18 protein-coding genes are annotated in these 18,413 nt (G+C 65.2%); 9 read left to right on the top strand and 9 right to left on the bottom strand.

The window, feature by feature from the left end:
- Positions 1-72: 72 nt before the first annotated feature.
- A complete protein-coding gene (thiC, locus tag KMZ68_RS21240) occupies positions 73-2,022 on the top strand; it encodes a phosphomethylpyrimidine synthase ThiC (protein WP_215613114.1) in 1,950 nt (649 codons plus the stop codon).
- A 384-nt stretch (positions 2,023-2,406) separates the two neighbouring features.
- Here thiC and KMZ68_RS21245 read toward each other — a convergent pair whose 3' ends face one another.
- From KMZ68_RS21245 to KMZ68_RS21270, 6 genes are all read right to left on the bottom strand, one after another.
- Complete coding sequence (locus KMZ68_RS21245) at positions 2,407-4,029, bottom strand: hypothetical protein (RefSeq protein WP_215613115.1); 1,623 nt, start codon at positions 4,027-4,029, stop codon at positions 2,407-2,409.
- A 37-nt stretch (positions 4,030-4,066) separates the two neighbouring features.
- Positions 4,067-5,359: an adenylosuccinate synthase gene (locus KMZ68_RS21250; RefSeq protein WP_215613116.1), complete on the bottom strand. Its 1,293-nt coding sequence runs from the start codon at positions 5,357-5,359 to the stop codon at positions 4,067-4,069.
- A 308-nt stretch (positions 5,360-5,667) separates the two neighbouring features.
- Positions 5,668-6,945: an NRAMP family divalent metal transporter gene (locus KMZ68_RS21255; protein ID WP_215613117.1), complete on the bottom strand. Its 1,278-nt coding sequence runs from the start codon at positions 6,943-6,945 to the stop codon at positions 5,668-5,670.
- A gap of 33 nt (positions 6,946-6,978) precedes the next feature.
- A complete protein-coding gene (locus tag KMZ68_RS21260; protein WP_215613118.1) occupies positions 6,979-7,494 on the bottom strand; it encodes a Spy/CpxP family protein refolding chaperone in 516 nt (171 codons plus the stop codon).
- Between the two features lie 56 nt (positions 7,495-7,550).
- Positions 7,551-7,763 (bottom strand): YgaP family membrane protein, encoded by a 213-nt coding sequence (locus tag KMZ68_RS21265; protein WP_215613119.1) that lies wholly within the window; start codon positions 7,761-7,763, stop codon positions 7,551-7,553.
- A 137-nt stretch (positions 7,764-7,900) separates the two neighbouring features.
- The gene (locus KMZ68_RS21270; RefSeq protein ID WP_215613120.1) at positions 7,901-8,488 is read right to left on the bottom strand and encodes a TMEM175 family protein; all 588 of its coding nucleotides are present in this window, start codon (positions 8,486-8,488) and stop codon (positions 7,901-7,903) included.
- A gap of 191 nt (positions 8,489-8,679) precedes the next feature.
- On the opposite strand from KMZ68_RS21270, the gene KMZ68_RS21275 reads away from it, so the two are divergent.
- Together KMZ68_RS21275 and ybaK are read left to right on the top strand one after the other, a co-directional pair.
- Positions 8,680-8,853, top strand: coding sequence for a LiaF transmembrane domain-containing protein (locus KMZ68_RS21275; RefSeq protein WP_215613121.1), 174 nt, complete (start codon positions 8,680-8,682; stop codon positions 8,851-8,853).
- A 131-nt stretch (positions 8,854-8,984) separates the two neighbouring features.
- Positions 8,985-9,461, top strand: coding sequence for a Cys-tRNA(Pro) deacylase (gene ybaK / locus KMZ68_RS21280; protein WP_215613122.1), 477 nt, complete (start codon positions 8,985-8,987; stop codon positions 9,459-9,461).
- A gap of 90 nt (positions 9,462-9,551) precedes the next feature.
- Here the strand turns inward: ybaK and KMZ68_RS21285 are convergent, their stop codons facing one another.
- Positions 9,552-9,881 carry a hypothetical protein gene (locus KMZ68_RS21285; protein ID WP_215613123.1) on the bottom strand — a complete coding sequence of 110 codons (330 nt, stop codon included), beginning with the start codon at positions 9,879-9,881 and terminating at the stop codon, positions 9,552-9,554.
- Between the two features lie 288 nt (positions 9,882-10,169).
- On the opposite strand from KMZ68_RS21285, the gene hspB reads away from it, so the two are divergent.
- The 4 genes from hspB to KMZ68_RS21305 all read left to right on the top strand — a co-directional run bounded on the left by hspB (position 10,170) and on the right by KMZ68_RS21305 (position 14,113).
- Positions 10,170-10,628, top strand: a complete 459-nt coding sequence (hspB, locus tag KMZ68_RS21290) for a small heat shock protein HspB (protein WP_215613124.1) — start codon at positions 10,170-10,172, stop codon at positions 10,626-10,628.
- Between the two features lie 218 nt (positions 10,629-10,846).
- Positions 10,847-11,782, top strand: a complete 936-nt coding sequence (locus KMZ68_RS21295) for a DMT family transporter (protein ID WP_215613125.1) — start codon at positions 10,847-10,849, stop codon at positions 11,780-11,782.
- A gap of 109 nt (positions 11,783-11,891) precedes the next feature.
- Positions 11,892-12,683, top strand: coding sequence for an MlaD family protein (locus KMZ68_RS21300; protein ID WP_249779438.1), 792 nt, complete (start codon positions 11,892-11,894; stop codon positions 12,681-12,683).
- Between the two features lie 275 nt (positions 12,684-12,958).
- A complete protein-coding gene (locus KMZ68_RS21305) occupies positions 12,959-14,113 on the top strand; it encodes an alpha-hydroxy acid oxidase (protein WP_215616425.1) in 1,155 nt (384 codons plus the stop codon).
- Here KMZ68_RS21305 and KMZ68_RS21310 read toward each other — a convergent pair.
- The gene (locus KMZ68_RS21310) at positions 14,110-14,511 is read right to left on the bottom strand and encodes a DUF1330 domain-containing protein (RefSeq protein ID WP_215613127.1); all 402 of its coding nucleotides are present in this window, start codon (positions 14,509-14,511) and stop codon (positions 14,110-14,112) included. The two genes, KMZ68_RS21305 and KMZ68_RS21310, sit on opposite strands and share 4 nt — an antisense overlap.
- Before the next feature lie 95 nt (positions 14,512-14,606).
- Between KMZ68_RS21310 and KMZ68_RS21315 the strand changes: the two genes are divergently transcribed.
- Positions 14,607-15,542, top strand: a complete 936-nt coding sequence (locus KMZ68_RS21315; protein WP_215613128.1) for a DMT family transporter — start codon at positions 14,607-14,609, stop codon at positions 15,540-15,542.
- Between the two features lie 94 nt (positions 15,543-15,636).
- Positions 15,637-16,617: a Bug family tripartite tricarboxylate transporter substrate binding protein gene (locus tag KMZ68_RS21320; protein ID WP_215613129.1), complete on the top strand. Its 981-nt coding sequence runs from the start codon at positions 15,637-15,639 to the stop codon at positions 16,615-16,617.
- Between the two features lie 89 nt (positions 16,618-16,706).
- On the opposite strand, the gene KMZ68_RS21325 is transcribed toward KMZ68_RS21320, so the two are convergent.
- A complete protein-coding gene (locus KMZ68_RS21325; RefSeq protein WP_215613130.1) occupies positions 16,707-18,392 on the bottom strand; it encodes a methyl-accepting chemotaxis protein in 1,686 nt (561 codons plus the stop codon).
- Positions 18,393-18,413: the final 21 nt, after the last annotated feature.

The following is an 18,413-nucleotide window of genomic DNA, read 5'->3' on the forward strand; positions in this document are numbered from 1 at the left end:
CTTATTGGGGTGGGCGCCTTGGCTGCGCTCGCAATAACGAAAACGACAACAAGAATCACAGGAGGATAGGCCATGAACATCCGCTCCAATCCCGACACCACGCTGCCCGCCGTCACGACAGGCCCGCTGCCGTCCTCGCGCAAGATCTTCGTCACGCCCGACGAGGCGCCCGACCTGCGGGTGCCGCTGCGCGAGATCATTTTGAGCAAGGGCGCCGGCGAGCCTGACCTGCCGGTCTACGATACCTCGGGCCCCTACACCGATCCGGCCGTGACCATCGACGTCAACGCCGGTCTCGCGCGCGGCCGCATCGCCTGGGTCAAGGAGCGCGGCGGCGTCGAGGAATATCAGGGCCGCGACATCAAGCCGGAGGACAACGGCAATGTCGGCGCCGCGCATGCCGCGAAATCCTTCATTGCGCATCACAAGCCGCTGCGCGGGCTCGACGGCCACATGATCACCCAGCTCGAATTCGCCCGCGCCGGCATCATCACCAAGGAGATGATCTATGTCGCCACCCGTGAGAACCTTGGCCGCAAAATGCAGCTCGAGCGCGCCGAAGCCGCCATTGCCGACGGCGAAAGTTTCGGCGCGTCGGTGCCGGCCTTCGTCACCCCGGAATTCGTCCGCAGCGAGATCGCGCGCGGCCGCGCCATCATCCCCTGCAACATCAACCACGGCGAACTCGAGCCGATGATCATCGGCCGCAACTTCCTGACCAAGATCAACGCCAATATCGGCAACTCCGCGGTCACCTCGTCGGTCGAGGAAGAAGTCGACAAGATGGTGTGGGCGATCCGCTGGGGCGCCGACACCGTGATGGACCTCTCCACGGGGCGCAACATCCACACCACGCGGGAATGGATCCTGCGCAACGCGCCGATCCCGATTGGCACCGTTCCGATCTACCAGGCGCTGGAGAAGTGCGACGGCGATCCGGTCAAGCTGACCTGGGAGCTCTACAAGGACACGCTGATCGAGCAGTGCGAACAGGGCGTCGATTATTTCACGATCCACGCGGGCGTGCGGCTGCCCTACATCCACCTCACCGCCAACCGCGTCACCGGCATCGTCTCGCGCGGCGGCTCGATCATGGCGAAGTGGTGCCTGGCGCATCACAAGGAAAGCTTCCTCTACACGCATTTCGAGGAAATCTGCGACTTGATGCGCAAATACGACGTGTCGTTCTCGCTCGGCGACGGCCTGCGGCCGGGCTCGATCGCTGATGCCAACGACCGCGCGCAATTCGCCGAACTGGAGACGCTCGGCGAGCTCACGCAGATCGCGTGGAAGAAGGGCTGCCAGGTGATGATCGAAGGCCCCGGCCACGTGCCGCTGCACAAGATCAAGATCAACATGGACAAGCAGCTCAAGGAGTGCGGCGAGGCGCCGTTCTACACGCTGGGGCCGCTGACCACCGACATCGCGCCGGGCTACGACCACATCACCTCAGGCATTGGTGCGGCCATGATCGGCTGGTTCGGCTGCGCCATGCTGTGCTATGTCACGCCGAAGGAGCATCTGGGTCTCCCCAACCGCGACGACGTCAAGGTCGGCGTCATCACCTACAAGATCGCCGCCCACGCCTCCGATCTCGGCAAGGGCCACCCCGCCGCGCAACTGCGCGACGACGCGCTGAGCCGCGCCCGCTTCGACTTCCGCTGGGAGGACCAGTTCAACCTCGGCCTCGACCCGGAAACCGCCCGGCTCTACCACGACGAGACGCTGCCGAAGGAAGCCCACAAGGTCGCGCATTTCTGCTCGATGTGCGGCCCGAAATTCTGCTCGATGAAGATCACCCAGGACGTGCGGGACTACGCCGCGACGCTGAACGATCCCGACAAGCGCGCGGTGGCGGGCGGCAGTGTTGGCATGTCGGTGTCGGGTGTACTTGAGGACGGCTTGCCCGCCGAAGCCTTGGCGAAGGCGGGCATGGCGCAGATGTCGCAGAAGTTCAAGGAGATGGGGAGCAGCGTGTATCTGGATGCGGAGAAGGTGAAGGAGAGTAATCGGGTGTTGTGACCTACCACACTCTCCTCGTCATTGCCGGGCTTGACCCGGGCATCCATCGGAAATGCGAAAGGCCGGGCGAAAGCTCGGCCTTTGTTGTTTGGTGACTCGCAACAGCACCACACCTCTCGGACGCATGTCTGCTGTTTGAAATTCGAAACAAAACTGCCACGACGTCATTGCCTGCGACAAACGCAGAGCGTTTGCGCAAGGGAGCGCTTGCGACGAAGCAATCCATGTCTCAGCAAGCGGTGAAATGGATTGCTTCGCTTCGCTCGCAATGACGTTGATAGAGTCTGGTAGCCCGGATGGAGCGCTTGCGAAATCCGGAGCGGCTCAACACGCCATCCCGGAGTACGCCATCAAGCGGCGCTTCTCAACGCCCCAAACGTCCGCCTACTCGCCCCACGCCGCGAACGCCTCGTTGAAGGCGCGTTCGCCGGGGGCGCCCTTTTCGATGGCGATGATGGCGCGGCGCTGGTTGACGTAGACCAGCGGCACGTCGAACCAGGAGCGCTCCTTCAGGAGCTGCAGGTTGCGCGAGCGCTCGGAATCGACGTTGGACAGGCCGACCAGGAAGAAGCCGTCGGTGACCTTGACGGCCAGCGCCGACAGCGGCGTGCCGCGCGCCTGCTCGTTGGATTTCATCAGGATGCCCGGCACGTTGCCGACGCCGCCGCCGGTGAAATCCTGCGGCAGGATGAACGTCAGCTCCGCGGTATGGCTGGCCGGCAGCGAGGTGTCGGTGTTGCGGCGGAACGACATCGTCATCTTGAACTTGCGGTCGGGGATTTCGATGTCGGCGCGCACCGCGATATCGGCCTTCTGATTGCCGGACGCCTTGATCGGTTCGGTGCGCCAGATCACCGAGCCGACATATTGCTTGCCCTTGGGATCGGACGGATCCTCGTCATACAGCACCACCCGCTGCGCCACCGGGGCGAGCTGATCCGATGACGACGGCTGGCCGACACGATCGGGAATCTTCGGCTTCGACAGCGACGTCGAGGGATCCTTCGGGGCTTCGACCACGGCGGGCTGCGACTTGAACAGTCCGCTGACCGCCGTCACCAGCGACTTGCCCCACAGGATGCCGGCGCCGACCAGGATCAGGACCACGCCGACCGCGATCGCGCTCTTGAACGGAAACACCGTGCCTGACCGGACGCGCCTCTTCGGCTCGCGATCCTGGCCGATCCGGGTGCGCGCGGCGGGCGCCTGCGGCGGCGGCGCGTAGCGCTCGGCCTCCTCGACGGATTCGTCATAGGAATAGGGCGCGTCGGGATCGGCGCCGCGGTTCTCCATGCTCGGCTCGAGCCGGTCGAATTCCGGCGAGGGCGAAGGCACGTTGGCATAGGTCTTTCGCGCGGCGCGGCTGGCCTGCGCGGCGGCGCGGCCGAGATCGTCGGCATCGGCGGCGATGTCGCGGAAGCCGCGCATGCCCGGCGCCTGCGGGATGGCGCTGTCGGAACCGCGGCGCGGCGCGCCCGGCCGTTCCCGGGTCGGCGGCAGCTGCGGGTCCTGCATCGAGACCTGCGGTTGCGGCGGCTGCGGACGCGGCAGCGGCGGGGCGGCGTCGGGGCGCGAGCCGCGCGGGGCGCGGTCGTCCTGGCCGAGCGGCGGCCGTTCGTTGCGGGCCGGCGGCTGCCCGGGGGGACGCGGCCGCGGCGGTGGCTGCTGCGGCTGGGCGGTGGCCGGTGGCGCCGGTTCGGCCGGCCGCGCTGCGGGGCGGGTGGTGGCGCGGAAGGAATCGCCGGCGCGGCCCCCGTCGCCGCCGCGGGCGCTGCGCGAGGCGTCGCGGGCGCGCTGGGCGGCTTCGGATTCGACCTTGCGCACGGCCTCTTCCAGCGACAGCCGCTCGCGGGTGATTTCGGATTCGCTCAACGGCGGCTGCACGCTGCGCAGCTGCGCGATCAGCGCGGTGCGCGCCCGCTCATACAGCGCGCGGCGGCTCTCGCCGGGAGCACTGGGATCCAGTCCGGCGATGGCGCGGGCGATCAGCGGGTAGTAATCAGCCATTTGTACTCAACAATGCGGACTTCCCGGTAATATCTCGTTAAGCCTCGAACGGGTTCTGTACCAGAATAGTATCTTCGCGTTCCGGGCTGGTGGAAAGCAAGGCGATTGGACAACCCACCAATTCCTCGACCCGGCGGACATATTTGATGGCCTGGGCCGGCAAATCCGCCCAGGAACGGGCATTGGCGGTCGGTTCCTTCCAGCCTTCGATGGTCTCGTAGACCGGCACCACCCGGGCCTGGGCGCCCTCGCCCGCCGGCAGATGGTCGATCTCCTTACCATCCAGCATATAACCGGTGCAGACCTCGATGGCGTCGAAACCGTCGAGAATATCCAGCTTGGTCAGCGCCAGTCCGTTGATGCCGCAGGTCCGCACGGTCTGGCGCACCAGCACCGCGTCGAACCAGCCGCAGCGCCGCGGCCGGCCGGTATTGGTGCCGAACTCGCGGCCGCGCTCGCCGATCCGGCGGCCGATCTCGTTGTCCTGTTCGGTCGGAAACGGCCCCTGCCCGACCCGGGTCGTATAGGCCTTGCAGATCCCGAGCACGTAGCCGACCGCCGACGGCCCCATACCGGTACCGGTCGCCGCCTGCGCCGCCACGGTGTTGGACGAGGTGACGTAGGGGTAGGTGCCGTGATCGACGTCCAGCAGCGCACCCTGCGCGCCCTCGAACAGGATGCGCTTGCCCTCGCGGCGTTTCTGGTCGAGCAGCCGCCACACCGTCTCGGCATAGGGCAGAAGCTGCGGCGCCAGCGCGCTCAACTCCTTCAGGATGCCGGCTCCGTCGATCTCTTCCAGCTTGAGCCCGCGGCGCAGCGCGTTGTGATGCGCCAGGAGCCGGTCGATCTTGTGCGGCAGCGTATCGAGATCGGCGAGGTCCATCAGCCGGATGGCGCGGCGCCCGACCTTGTCTTCATAGGCCGGACCGATGCCGCGCCGCGTGGTGCCGATCGCGGTCAGGGCCGAAGCGGATTCGCGGATCGAATCGAGGTCGCGATGCAGCGGCAGGATCAGCGTGACGTTCTCGGCGATGCGCAGATTGTCCGGGCTGATGGCGACGCCCTGGCCCTTGAGTTTCGTCACTTCATCGAGGAAGGCCTGCGGGTCGAACACCACGCCGTTGCCGATCACCGCGAGCTTCGACGGCCGCAGCACGCCGGAGGGCAACAGCGCCAGCTTGTAGGTGATGCCGTTGATGACGAGGGTATGGCCGGCATTGTGGCCGCCCTGGAAGCGCACGACGATATCGGCCTGCTCCGACAACCAGTCGACAATCTTGCCCTTCCCTTCGTCACCCCATTGGGCGCCGACGACGACGACATTGGCCATTTCGTAAGTTATCCCTCTGCAACTCGCTTCGTTGGAGCACGATCTCCGGGCAACCGGCCGGCTTGTCCCGAAGGAAACCGGTCCCGCTTTTCCGGATCATGCTCGCGCGTACGCCCCCAGCTAAAACACGGCCGGGGCCGCTCGCATGCGAGGCACCCCATCGGATAAAGGAAGCAGGTGATCTAGGCAAGCAAGAACGGGCCCTCGGGGCCGGGTTAGAAGGGCCTCAACCCATTGATATCCCCTGAAAATTTGTGGCCGCACGATGGCGGCCGTCCAGCGCGGCGACGGCCGGGTGCGGCACGCCTCTAACGCAGCATGAAAAACCCCAGTGACGCCGCGGCCATCACCGCGGTCGCGGCCCAGCCCCAGACCGCCATCGACCGCGATACCGTCAACCGCCCCATCACCCGCGGGTTGCGGACGATCAGCATCATCACCGCCATCAGGGGTGCTGCCAGCACGCCATTGACGACCGCCGCCCAATACAGCGCCTTCACCGGATCGAGTCCGACGAAATTGAGCGCGGCGCCGAGCAGCGTGGCCACCGCGATGGTCGCATAGAAGGCGCGGGCGTCGTTGGGGCGGGCATCGAGGCTTTCGGTCCAGCCGAACACCTCGCTGACCGCATAGGCCGCCGAACCCGCCAGTACCGGCACCGCCAAGAGGCCGGTGCCGATGATCCCCAGAGCGAACAGCGCGAAGGCGAATTCGCCGGCGATCGGGCGCAGCGCCTCGGCGGCCTGCGCCGAGGTGGCGATATCGGTAATTCCGTGCGCGTGCAGCGTCGCGGCGGTGGCGAACACGATCGCCAGCGACACCAGCGAACTGAACGCCATCCCGGTGATGGTATCGATGCGGATGCGGGCGAGCTCCGGCCCCGCCGTCTTCGGCGCCACGCACAGCGGCTTGGCGTGGTGGCGGTGCTGCTCCTCGACTTCCTGCCCGGCCTGCCAGAAAAACAGATAGGGGCTGATGGTGGTGCCGAGAATCGCCACCATCGCCATCGCGGAAGCGCCGGTGAGGTCGATGGCCGGAATGAGCAGCGATTTCACCGCAGCCATCCACGGCACGTCGGCCACGAACACGACGGCGACATAGGAGAACAGCGAAAGCGTTCCCCATTTCAGCACCGCGGCATAGCGCGGATAGCTGAGCCAGACCTCGAGCACGATGCAGACGACGCCGAACAGCAGGGTGTAGAGGTGCTCCGGCCCGCCGATCAGCAGCTGAAGCGCCGCCCCCATCGCGCCGAGATCGGCGCCGAGGTTGATGATGTTGGCGACCAGCAGCAGCGTCACGACCAGCCGCAACAGCCACGGCGGGTAATGTCGCCGCAGATTGTGCGCGATGCCGCGTCCGCTGACGCTGCCGATCCGGGCGGCGACCTCCTGGATCACCACCATCAGCGGAAAACTGAGCACGAACGTCCACGCCAGCCCGAAGCCGAACTGCGCGCCGATCTGGCTGTGGGTGGCGATCCCGCTGGGATCGTCATCCGCCGCGCCGGTCACGAGCCCGGGGCCGAGCCGGCTCCAGATGCGCCCGAGCAGGCTGCCGGCCGGCTTATCGGGTGATTCGTTCATGCCGCCAGCTTAGCCGGTGAGCTGCGCACCCGTTTACCAGCGGTCGCGCCAGCGCCCGAACCGGCCGCGGCCGTAATTGGAATTGAGCTTGGCTTTTTGCTCATCGCTCAGCGTCGCGTAGAACGCCTCCAGCGCGGGCCGCATGGTGCGGATGGCCTGCAGCATGGTGTCCATGCGCTTTTCCATGGCCTCGGTTCGCCCGACAATGGTCTCGGGAACATCGGTCTGGCAGGCGTTGCGCATCACCTCGGCCGACTTGATCGACGCCGCCTTGAATTCATCGAACTTGCCGCGCTGCGCGTCGGTCAGCTTGACCAGTTCGGCGATCCTGTCGGCCCGCCACTCCGCAAATCCGGTTGCACCCGGATTGCACATCGCGCCGAAACCGCGGCGGCCCATCATCCCCGACCCCATCATGCCGGGACCCGACATCATGCCCGGGCCCATGAATCCGGGCCCCGGACCCGGCTGTGCAGCGGCGGTCGCCAGCAGCGCGCTGACACCCAAGGCTGCGGAAGCAACCAGCACGATCCCGAATCTTGCCGCCATGGTATTCTCTCCGGTTCAGGGGCACGAGGCCCAGATCGATTGGACGATGCGCGCCGTCAGCTCTGCTGTTTGAGCGGGCAGGTGGACATGCCGAACAGCGAGTAGGCCGGGCAATAGCCAAAGACAGCGGTCAGCAGCGGCACCACGCCGATCCAGCCGACCCAATTCCAGCCGGTCTGCGAGAAGCCGATGGGAATGGCGTATGCGATCAGCAGAAGCCCCACCACGACACGTATGATCCGATCGACCGATCCAACGTTCCTGCTCATGATGTGCGATCCTTTCGAGATTGCGGGAAAATCCAACAATATCGGGCCACCGCCGCCGGACATTGACGTGAGTCAAACCCGCTCGCCGGATACGGGCAAAGTTGCAGCGCAATCAACCGCAGCGACCGTTCGATCCGTCATGCATCCGTCATCCGCGGAAGCTTCAAGACCGCGAGCAGCGTGACGGGAAACGTCAGCACCCACATCAAACGGCCGGCGGTAGAATCCACCGCCGCTACTCCGATCGAAGCCGCAAATACCGCCGCCGACAGCAGGGGAACGAGAATCAACTCGCGCCCGATATCGCGAGGCGCGGTCTTGGCGATCAGATCGGCATGACGCGCCGCGTACCAGCCGGTTGCAGCCAGAAGCAACAGCGTCGTCATCATGCTCGCCGCATAGGCCATGGTGGCGACCTTGTTGGAGTACTCGCTGACGAGGCTTGTCACAATCGGCACCAGGCCGACCGACATCAGGAACAGCAGATTGAGCTGCATCAGCCGGCGATCGACGCGTTCGATATAGGAGAACTTCTGGTGGTGGGCGAGCCAGATCGACCCGACCACGACGAAGCTCAACGCGTACATCCCGAGCTTGGGAAGGATTCCAACCAAAGCGTCCGCGAGTTGGGATTCGTCGACACTGCCGCTCATTGCGGGAAGCCTGACATCGAGAACCAGCAGCGTCATCGCAACGGCAATCACCCCGTCGCTGAATGCAAGCATTCGCTCCGGACTGAAAATTCTGCGTTGTGCCGCTTGAGCCATTTGGCCCCTCCCTCGCCTCGCAACCTAGCAAAAGGTTCTGCCGGTTTTTCCGGCCCTCGCTTGATGCAGGTCAAGGGCGTAGCAGCATTGCATTGACAGTGTCTTCAACAGTGCGATCATGCGGCGCTGAGAGTCTGGTGGAGGCCAACATGCGTTTGCATATCGGTGCGGTGATCCTGATCCTGCTTGGCGTGATCTTCCTCCTGATCAATCTCGATGTTGCTCCGGCGGCGGAAATCAGGAAGCTGCTGGCGCAATGGTGGCCCCTGCTGCTCATCGTCGTCGGCGTCACGGTGATGCTGCGGCCCCGTCGCGCCAGGTAGCGGACCGGCCGCGAGGTACCCTGCCTCGCCTGCTGCATGCGCATTGCGGTCATGATCCGGGCAGGCGTGACGGCCCGCCCGAAACTCTGCTATCTGAACTTCCGGGATATCTGACGAGGAGCGGCGGCGCCATGTCGAAGACCACGCCTGCGACCCTTGCGCTGCGGAAGCTTGGCTGCGCCTTCAAGCTGCACACCTATGTCTACGATTCCAACGTGGACAACAAGATCGGCCTGCAGGCCGCCGAGGCGCTCGGCGTCGAACCAGGGCGCATGCTGAAGACCCTGATGGCCGAGGTCGACGGCAGGCCGGTCTGCGTGATCGTGCCGTCGGATCGCGAAGTCAGCATGAAAAAGCTCGCCGCGGCGTTCGACGGCAAGGCGGCGAACATGATGCGCCCGGCCGATGCCGAGCGGCTGACCGGCTATCATGTCGGCGGTATCAGCCCGTTCGGGCAGAGGAGGCTTGTGCCGGTCGCGATCGAACAGGCGGCGCTCAGCCATCTGACCGTGTACGTCAATGGCGGTCAGCGCGGACTGCAGATCGAGATCGATCCCAATGACGCCGCCATCGCCGCAGGCGCCGTCGCACACGAACTGACGATGTAAAATCGCGCCAAGGATACCATCCGGCAGCACCGTCCCCGCCACGCAACGGGCGCCAAGCGCCGCCGGTCCCACTTCGAGGCGCGCAATCGCTCAGGCCGCGAGCGACGTCCGTTCGACAGATTTGAGCCGGGCCGGCTTCCCCCCCGGCGGATTTCTCGGTGGCTGGTCCAGGCTGGACAACGCTTCGAGGATCTCGTCGATCGAGACCGTCCGCCTGGCTCCGGGGATGACGCGCAACGAGGGGCAGGACGTCACCGCTGCGGCATCGGATGCCCAGGAGGCCAGGATGGCCCGTTTCTCTGCCCGCGACAGCGTTGCGTCGGCCAGCACATCCCGGGGATGATCGAATACCGAACCGGGATGCAAAATGGCGTTCAGATCGTAGACATTTTCATCAAAGTTTCGGTCGAGATCGGTCATGTCGTCCTCCTGAACTCCTTTCGTTTCGGGACGGAAAACGACTTAGAAAAACCGGGACCGACTTCAAGACCCCTGCGAAAATTTTTGACCGTCGGCCTGGAGCCTACGGGCCGCCCGCGATCAGGTTTACCAAAAAATTGTGCGGTCTCTTGAAACTGCAAAGGCGTTTGCTAGTTTTTTGACTGCCGCGACCTGCGGCCCGGGCGCCTCTCGGGGGCCCGGATGAGGCGGGCATCGGTGATGTCCGGTGCCTGCTCGTACCCAACTTGCTCAACGGAGGATTTGGCTATGAGAACCTACGACTTCACTCCGCTCTGGCGGTCGACGATCGGCTTTGACCGCTTTTTCGATCTCGTCGATGCAGCGCAGCATGCCGGCAGCGACGACAACTACCCGCCCTGTAACGTCGAGCGGCTCGGCGAGGACCGCTATCAGATATCGCTGGCGCTCGCCGGCTTCGCGCCCGATGAGATCACCGTCACCGCCGAGCAGAACGTGCTGACGGTCGAAGGCCGCAAGGCCGAGAAGACGCAGCGCGAATTCCTCTACCAAGGCATCTCTTCGCGGCCGTTCAAGCGTCAGTTCAACTTGGCCGACTATGTCCAGGTCAGGGGCGCGACGTTCGACAACGGCTTGCTGCAGATCGAACTGACCCGCGAAATCCCGGAAGCGATGAAGCCGCGCCGGATCGCGATCAATGGTTCGCCTGCCTCCGGCCTCCGCGAGATCGAGACCAAGGTAGCCTGACCGGCAGCATTCGTCGGTAGTAGGGCCTTCGCGGCGGCCGCCGCCGCGAAGTTCCCCGTGCGCGCGAACCGTGACCCGGCCTGTCCGGCGCATGGTCGAGATGCATCCTGCGCCATTGATGTCGACGACAAATCCGTGTCTTTGAGGTGTGCCGGGCGAACATTCCGGCCCGGCTGTCCGCGCCGGGCGGGCGCGGCGTCATCAACCGAGCTCAGCGAATGTCTGCTTCCGATCCGACTACCGATGCCGCCCCTTCCGGGAACTGGATCGCCAACCAGCCCTATCTGCTGCTGTCCATCACCTCGCTGTGCTGGGCCGGCAACGCCATCGTCGGCCGGCTCGCCGCCGGGCATATTCCCCCGGTGACGCTGTCGTTCCTGCGCTGGTCGCTGGCGTTCCTCATCATCCTGCCGTTCGCCTGGAACCATCTGGTGCGCGACTGGGCCGCGATACGCCGCCACCTCGGCACCATGGTGATTCTGTCCATCACCGGGATCGGCGCCTTCAATACCATGCAATACTGGGCGCTCGAGCATACCCAGGCGCTGAACACGCTGTTGCTGCAATCGGCCGGACCGCTGTTCGTCGCGGCATGGTCGCTGGTCCTGCTCGGCGTCCGGCTGACGCTGGCGCAGGCCGGCGGGCTCGCGCTGTCGCTGGTCGGCGTGCTGGTGATCCTGCTGCACGGCGACCTGACCACGCTGAAGAATATCGAGTTCAACGCCGGCGATATCATCTTCGTCGCCGCGCTGGCGATCTTCGGGCTGTATTCGGCGCTGTCCTACAAGCGCCCGCGGATTCACGGCCTGTCGTTCGTCGGCTTCACCTTCGGCTGCGGCGCTGCCGTGCTGATTCCGCTGCTGATCTGGGAACTGCTCGCCCGGCCGGTGATGCGGATCGACACCGCCAACCTCCTGTCGCTGTTCTACGTCGCGGTGTTTCCCTCGACGCTGGCCTATCTGTGCTTCAATCGCGGCGTGCAGCTGATCGGCGCCAACCGCGCGGCCCCCTTCTTTCACGTCATCCCGGTGTTCGGAGCGGCGATGGCCATCGTGTTTCTCGGCGAGCAGCCGCAACTTTTCCACGTGATCGGCTTCGCGCTGGTGCTGACCGGCGTTTTCGTCGCCTCGCGAAGGCCCGCGGCGGCGGACTGACCCGCCGCAGACCGTCCGGAAAGCGGTGACGCGGGACGGCAAGTGCGCTATCTCTTGCCGCTGTTTGCAGCTGGATACTTCGAACATGAGATGGCGGGCGAGCAGCCTGATGATCGGATCCCTGTTCCTGGCGTTGATCGCCGGGGGATTCGGCACGTTCCTCGGGGTCAAGAAGTTCGCCGGCATCCGGGGGCAGGTGCCGCTGCGGGTCATTTTCGAAGGTGCCGCCTCCGGCCTGCACAAGGGCGGCAGCGTCAATTTCGACGGCATCAGGGTCGGCGAAGTGGTTTCGCTGAAGCTGGATCACCCGCGCCGGGTGGTCGCGATGGCGATGATCGACAGCAGCGCGCCGGTGCGCAAGGACACCGAGGTCGGACTGGAGTTTCAGGGGCTGACCGGCGTGGCGGCGATATCGCTGATCGGCGGCTCGATCGACGGTCCGCCGGTCCCGCTGGACAAGGACGGGGTGCCGGTGCTGACCGCCGATCCGGACGCGCTGCTCGATGTCCAGGAAAAGATCCGGGTGGCGCTGCGCAACGTCGACAAGATCATCGCCGACAATCAGGTGGCGGTGAAGGATACGCTGCGGAATTTCGAGACCTTCACCGCGACGCTCGCGGGTAATGGCGAGCGGATCACCGAGATCGTCTCTGCCGCCGACAACGCCATGGCAGGCGTCGACAGCGGTCTTGCCAAAACCGACAAGTTTCTGGCGAGCCTCGGCAGCGCCAAATATGGCGGCGACCTGCTGCCGACCGTGATTTCGCTTCGCGAACTGATCGAAAGTTTCGACAAGCGCTCCGGCGCCTTGATGGCGGACACCCGCCGCATGCTCCACGATGTCAGCCAGTCCGTCGGCAAGGCGGACCAGAAGCCTGGCGGCCGCCCCGCCAGACGCTAGAGCATGATCCGGAAAAGCGGGAACCGGTTTTCCCTCGGGACAAACGCGAAGCGTTTGCCCGGAGATCATGCTCCAACAAAAAGATGCGATCATGATCCGATTCGATCTAATCGGATCATGATCTTGCGTGCCGGGGCCTGTAGCGGAGGTTGACGCTCGCTCCGCTCTGTCACACCATGATGGCCAAGACCCCCGAAAGAAGGTTCGCCGACGTGCACGACAAGACCGCGCCCACAACTCCCCCGCCGCCGACCGTGAATCGCGAGAAGCGCCCGGTGCCGCGCGCCCTGCGGCGCTATCTGTCGCTCGATGATTTCGAGGCGACCGCCCGCCGCCGGCTGCCGAAATTCCTCTACGGCTACATCTCTGGCGGCGCCGAGACCGATGCCGCGGTGCGCGACAATCGAAAAGCCTTGGACGAATACGGCTTCGTGCCGCGCGTGCTCAACGACGTCTCCGGCCGCGATCAGACCACGACGCTGTTCGGCAAGACCTATGCCTCGCCGTTCGGCATTCCGCCGATGGGCTCGTCGGCGCTGTGCGCCTATCGCGGCGACATCGTGCTGACGCGCGCGGCCGCTGCCATGAACCTGCCGATGATCCTGAGCGCATCGTCGCTGATCACGCTCGAGGACGTCAAGCGCGCCAATCCCGATGCCTGGTACCAGGCTTATCTCGCCGGCGTCCCCTCGCGCATCGAGCCGATGGTCGACCGCGTCGCCGCCGCCGGTTACGATACCTTCGTCGTTACCGCCGACGTGCCGGTGCCGCCCAACCGCGAGAACAACATCCGCAACGGCTTCCAAGTCCCGCTGGCGATCACGCCGCGCGTCGTCTGGGACACGGTCACGCATCCGCACTGGCTGTTCGGCACCTGGGCGCGCACGCTGATGAATCACGGCATGCCGCATTTCGAGAACATGGACGCCAAGCAGGGTCCGCCGGTGCTCTCCAAGAACCTGATGCGCAACATCGGTCACCGCGACCAGCTCTCCTGGAAGCATGTCGAGCTGATCCGCAAGCGCTGGAAGGGCAAGCTCGTCGTCAAGGGCCTGATCTCGCCGGCGGATGCGCGGATCGCGCGCGAGAGCGGCGTCGACGGCGTGATGGTCTCCAACCATGGCGGCCGCCAGCTCGACTGCACCGTGTCGGCGCTGCGCATGCTGCCGGAGATATCAGCCGAAGCCCACGGCATGACCGTGATGCTCGACGGCGGTATCCGGCGCGGCACCGACGTGATCAAGGCCCTGGCGCTCGGCGCCGACTTCGTCTTCGTCGGCCGGCCGCTGCTCTACGCCGCCGTCGCCGGCGGCGAAGCCGGGGTAAGCCGCGCGCTGACGCTGCTCAAGGACGAGATCGACCGCGATCTGGCGCTGCTCGGCATCCGCAAGATCAGCGAAATCACGCCGGACCTGGTGCGGCGGTTTTAGCCGATCTTGAACTTGCTGTAGGCCTCCTTCGTGCAGATGATGACATGCTCGGCGCAGCCGTTGCGGCGGTGCGGGTCGCAGCGGTTTTCGTAATCGGCCGAGGTCATCATATCGGTGAAGGCGGCCACCGACGGGTAATACACCAGCGCCAGATAGTCCCACTGATTGCCGTCGGGCGCGCCCAGCGCGACCGCCTTGGCGTCGCCGGTCCACAGCAGCGTGCCGCCGCGCGCCTTGATCATCGGCACGGTGAGCGCGCTGTAGCGCAGATACGCATCCCAGCCCGTGCCGTCGCCGTCGAGAGAGTGCGGGTGGAACCGCATCAGGTTCACCATCACGACCGGCCCCTGATGCTCCAGCTGCTTCAGACCTCTGATATTCAACAGATCCACGCCCATGGCCGCTCCTCGTTCGCTTTGATTCCGGCATTGTAGCATTGCGGACGCAGGACTTGTCGCGGGCACAAAACCGGCACAACTTCTCCCTGAAGCACATGACAATTCCCGCGCCGGCGCCGTCTGCCCCCGATCCGGTCAGGTGGCTCAACAACCAGCCCTATCTGCTCTTGAGCCTGACCTCGCTGTTCTGGGCCGGCAACATCGTGCTCGCGCGCTATGTCGCCGGACACGTGCCGCCGATGACGCTGTCCTGCGTCCGCTGGATCGGCGCCTTCCTGATGCTGATGCCGTTTGCCTGGCCGCATCTGAAGCGGGACTGGCCGGCGATGCGCGCCCGCCTGCCCCTGATGGTGGCGCTGTCGGCGACCGGGTTCGCCTTCAACAATGCGATTTCCTACTGGGCGCTGCAATACACCGAGGCGCTGAATGCGCTGCTGATCCAGTCCTCCGGACCGCTGTTCGTGGCGTTGTGGGCGCTGACGCTGTTCGGGGTGCGGCTGACCTGGGCGCAACTCGCCGGCATCATGATCTCGCTCGCCGGCGTGCTCACCATCCTCCTGCGCGGCGACGTCGCGGCGCTGGTCAGCATCCGTTTCAACCGGGGCGACGTGATGTTCGCCGGCGCGGTGGTGAGCTTCGGGCTGTATTCGGCGCTGATGACGCGGCGGCCGAAGACGCATCAGCTGTCGCTGATTTCATTCACCATCGGCTGCGGCGCGCTGCTGCTGCTGCCGTTCTCGATCTTTGAATTTTCCTCCGGCGCCAGGCTGCAACCCGATCTGCTGACGGCCGCGACGCTGAGTTACGTCGTGATCTTTCCCTCCACGCTGGCATACCTGTTCTTCAACCGCGGCATCGCGCTGATCGGGCCGAACCGCGCCGCGCCGTTTCTCCACCTGGTGCCGGTGTTCGGCTCGGCGATGGCGATCCTGCTGCTCGGCGAGCAGCCGCGGCTGTTTCATCTGATCGGCTATCTGCTGGTGCTGGCGGGCGTGGTGATCGCGTCGCGGCGGGCGTCGGTCGCGGCCTGATCCGCGGCTGCCGCATGGCACAGGCTTTTGTTTTTGTCTCCGGCAGGCTAACGTGCCCGGCATAGCCAGAAAGCCCCATGGGAGACGAAACGGAATGATTTCGCTATCGACACAATGCCTGCGTGCAGCCGGCGCCTTCGCGCTGATCTTCGCCGGACTGACCTCCGCCGTTTCCGCGCAGGCACCCTATCCGAACCGTAACATCACCCTGGTGTTGCCGTTCGCCGCCGGCAGCGGCACCGACAGCACAACCCGGATCATCTCCAAGGAACTTGGCACCGCGCTCGGCGTCGGCATCGTGATCGAAAACAAGCCGGGCGCCAACGGCTCGCTCGCGGCGAGCTATGTCGCCCGCTCCGAGCCGGACGGCTACACGCTGATGGTGTCGACGAATACACCGCATTCGGCAAATCCGTATTTGCTGAAGAACATGACTTACGATCCGATCAAGGACTTCACGCCGATCGCGCGGACCGGCGATCTGCCGTTCATGCTGGTGATCAATCCGGAAATTCCGGCGAATTCGGTGGCCGAGCTGATCGCGCTGGCCAAGAAGGAACCGGGCAAGTTCTCCTATGCCAGCGGCAGTTCGGCGGCGATCGTGTCAGGCGCGACGTTTGCCCGCCTTGCCGGCATCGATCTGCTTCACGTTCCCTACAAGAGCTCGCCGCCGGCCCTCACCGACCTGATCGCCGGCCGCGTCTCCATGATGTTCATCGATGTCCTTACCGGCCTGCCCCATGTCAAAGGCAAGGCGCTGAAGGCGCTTGCGGTCACCACCAAGCAGCCCTCGGCCCTGCTGCCCGACCTTCCCACCATGGATGCCACGGTGAAAGGCTTCGACATCACGTCGTGGCAGGGTTACCTCGGCCCGGCCAATATGCCGAAGGATATCGTCACCAGGCTGAACGCGGAAATCCGCAAGGTGGTCGAGCGGCCGGACGTCAAGAGCCAGCTCGCCGAGCGCGGCATGGAGGCGTTCTCGGGCCCACCCGAAGAGTTTGATGCCTTCCTGAAAGAGCAGCTGCTGGTGTGGGAAAAGCTGATCGCGAACGCGGGAATCGAGAAGCAGTGAGATGCGGCTCGCCTAGATAGTTGCCGTCATGGCCGGGCTAAAGCGCGAAGCGCTTCTGCCCGGGCATGAAGAGTGCAATCCTGCAAGGCCTACGCCGCGCGGACCTTGGCCAGGAATCCGTCGACCGCGCTGCGCAGCATGCCGGACTGATTGTCGAGCTCGCGGGCGTTCGAGAGCACCTCCGTGGCGGCGGTGCCGGTGGCTGCCGCCGCTGACGTGACGCCGCCGATATGGGCGCTGATCTCGTTCGAGCCGGCCGCGACCGACTGGATGTTGCGGGCGATCTCGCGGGTCGCGTCGCCCTGCTGCTCGATCGACGTCGAGATGCCGTTCGTGATCTCGCTCATCTGCGCAATGGTCTCGCTGATGCCGCTGATCGCGGTCACCGCCTCGCCGGTGGACGCCTGCATGGCGGCGACCTGGGCCGAGATTTCCTCGGTGGCCTTGGCGGTCTGGTTGGCGAGCGCCTTCACCTCGGAAGCCACCACCGCGAAGCCGCGGCCGGATTCGCCGGCGCGCGCCGCCTCGATGGTGGCGTTGAGCGCCAGGAGATTGGTTTGCGCGGCGATCGAGTAGATCAGCTTGACCACCTCGCCGATCTTCTCGGCGCCGGTCGACAGCGCCTGCACGGTGGCGTTGGTGCGCTCGGCGTCCCCCACCGCCTTGCTGGCGATTTCGCTGGAGCGGCTCACCTGCCGGGAAATCTCGCTGACCGAGCTGGACAGCTCTTCCGCGGCGGCCGCGACCGTTCCGACATTGTTCGAAGAGCTCTGCGACGCCGCCCCGACGGTAGCCGCACGCGCGCTGGCGTCGCTCGCGGTGGCGGTCATGGACTGCGCCGTGGTCTGCATGTCTGCCGCCGCCGTCGACACCGAGCGGACGATGCCGTTGACGCTGCGCTCGAAGTCGCCCGCGAGGCTCTCCATGGCCGCCCGGCGCTCGGCCGCGGCGTGGGCCTGGGTTTCGGCCTCGGCCTTTTCCAGCCCGCGAATCCGTAGCGCGTTGTCCTTGAATATCTGCACGGTCGCGGCCATCGCGCCGACCTCGTCGCCGCGACCGATGCCGGGAATGTCGCCTTCCAGCGAACCATGGGCCAGCGCCTGCATGCGGTCGCCGAGCTGACCGAGCGGCCGGCTGATGCTGCGGCCGATCATCCAGGCAATGCCGCCCGCGATCACGCCGATGCCGAGAATGGCGAGACCGAGCATCCACATGATCGGCCTCAGCTTGGCGTCGATATCGTCGATATAGGCCCCGGTGCCGATAAACATGTTCCAGCCGGGAACTGCGACGGCATACGATATCTTGCGCGTGATGTCCTCCTGGCCTGGCTTCCGGTATTCATAGGTCAGGGTGACCTCGCCCTTTGCAGCCACGCCGTCACGCAATTCGCGCGCAAGCTTTCTGCCATTGGTCTCGACATCGAGGCGGTTCTGGCCGTGCTGCTTGGAGTCGGGCGTCATCAGCGCAATGCCTTCCATCGTATAACCGAACAGATAGCCGGCCCCCTTGTCGAAGGTCATCGAATTCCCGCGGCGCGCAAATTCGGCGATCGCGGCTTCCTTGGTCAGCTTGCCGGCCTCGACTTCCTTCTGCAGCCCGGCCGCCAGGTTACGCCCGGCCTCGACGATGGCCTTGGTCTGTTCGATGCGGGCGTTGAGCATCTCGCGCTGCATCAGATAGCTTGCGAGAGCGCCGGCGATGCAAAGGCCGAACAATGCCACCCCCACCAAAATGCCGAGTTTGGGGGCAATCTTCAGATTGTTCAGCTTCACAGTGTTTCTCCAGGGATTTTG

This window comes from Bradyrhizobium sediminis, from assembly GCF_018736105.1.
In the GTDB taxonomy this organism is placed as follows: domain Bacteria; phylum Pseudomonadota; class Alphaproteobacteria; order Rhizobiales; family Xanthobacteraceae; genus Bradyrhizobium.

Excerpts from the sequence above, each read along its gene's own strand:
- KMZ68_RS21300 (WP_249779438.1), top strand. The coding sequence starts at position 11,892 with ATGATCGGATCCCTGTTCCTGGCGTTGATCGCCGGGGGATTCGGCACG.
- thiC (WP_215613114.1), top strand. The coding sequence starts at position 73 with ATGAACATCCGCTCCAATCCCGACACCACGCTGCCCGCCGTCACGACA.
- hspB (WP_215613124.1), top strand. The coding sequence starts at position 10,170 with ATGAGAACCTACGACTTCACTCCGCTCTGGCGGTCGACGATCGGCTTT.
- KMZ68_RS21285 (WP_215613123.1), bottom strand. The coding sequence starts at position 9,881 with ATGACCGATCTCGACCGAAACTTTGATGAAAATGTCTACGATCTGAAC.
- KMZ68_RS21265 (WP_215613119.1), bottom strand. The coding sequence starts at position 7,763 with ATGAGCAGGAACGTTGGATCGGTCGATCGGATCATACGTGTCGTGGTG.
- KMZ68_RS21245 (WP_215613115.1), bottom strand. The coding sequence starts at position 4,029 with ATGGCTGATTACTACCCGCTGATCGCCCGCGCCATCGCCGGACTGGAT.
- KMZ68_RS21255 (WP_215613117.1), bottom strand. The coding sequence starts at position 6,945 with ATGAACGAATCACCCGATAAGCCGGCCGGCAGCCTGCTCGGGCGCATC.
- KMZ68_RS21270 (WP_215613120.1), bottom strand. The coding sequence starts at position 8,488 with ATGCTTGCATTCAGCGACGGGGTGATTGCCGTTGCGATGACGCTGCTG.
- KMZ68_RS21310 (WP_215613127.1), bottom strand. The coding sequence starts at position 14,511 with ATGGGCGTGGATCTGTTGAATATCAGAGGTCTGAAGCAGCTGGAGCAT.
- KMZ68_RS21275 (WP_215613121.1), top strand. The coding sequence starts at position 8,680 with ATGCGTTTGCATATCGGTGCGGTGATCCTGATCCTGCTTGGCGTGATC.
- KMZ68_RS21320 (WP_215613129.1), top strand. The coding sequence starts at position 15,637 with ATGATTTCGCTATCGACACAATGCCTGCGTGCAGCCGGCGCCTTCGCG.
- KMZ68_RS21295 (WP_215613125.1), top strand. The coding sequence starts at position 10,847 with ATGTCTGCTTCCGATCCGACTACCGATGCCGCCCCTTCCGGGAACTGG.
- KMZ68_RS21250 (WP_215613116.1), bottom strand. The coding sequence starts at position 5,359 with ATGGCCAATGTCGTCGTCGTCGGCGCCCAATGGGGTGACGAAGGGAAG.
- KMZ68_RS21315 (WP_215613128.1), top strand. The coding sequence starts at position 14,607 with ATGACAATTCCCGCGCCGGCGCCGTCTGCCCCCGATCCGGTCAGGTGG.
- KMZ68_RS21260 (WP_215613118.1), bottom strand. The coding sequence starts at position 7,494 with ATGGCGGCAAGATTCGGGATCGTGCTGGTTGCTTCCGCAGCCTTGGGT.
- ybaK (WP_215613122.1), top strand. The coding sequence starts at position 8,985 with ATGTCGAAGACCACGCCTGCGACCCTTGCGCTGCGGAAGCTTGGCTGC.